The sequence below is a fragment of the Klebsiella sp. 2019SCSN059 genome, from assembly GCF_021739525.1.
Taxonomy (GTDB): Bacteria; Pseudomonadota; Gammaproteobacteria; order Enterobacterales; family Enterobacteriaceae; genus Klebsiella; species Klebsiella quasipneumoniae.
Window position 1 is genome coordinate 1 of sequence record NZ_JAKKOM010000164.1, and the last position, 304, is coordinate 304.

Sequence of the window (304 nt, forward strand, 5' to 3'; positions counted from 1 at the left end):
TGGCTGTAATTATGACGACGCCGAGTCCCGACCAGACTGCATAAGCAACACCGACAGGGATGGATTTCAGAACCAGAGAAAGAAAATAAAATGCGATGCCATAACCGATTATGACAACGGCGGAAGGGGCAAGCTTAGTAAAGCCCTCGCTAGATTTTAATGCGGATGTTGCGATTACTTCGCCAACTATTGCGATAACAAGAAAAAGCCAGCCTTTCATGATATATCTCCCAATTTGTGTAGGGCTTATTATGCACGCTTAAAAATAATAAAAGCAGACTTGACCTGATAGTTTGGCTGTGAG

Annotated in this window: 1 protein-coding gene; it reads right to left on the reverse strand. The window is 43.4% G+C overall.

Features of this window, described 5'->3' with window-relative positions; genetic code table 11:
• On the reverse strand, nucleotides 1-220 hold a 220-nt coding region (locus L2I46_RS29420), incomplete at its 3' end, for a DMT family transporter (RefSeq protein ID WP_001981783.1).
• Nucleotides 221-304: the final 84 nt, after the last annotated feature.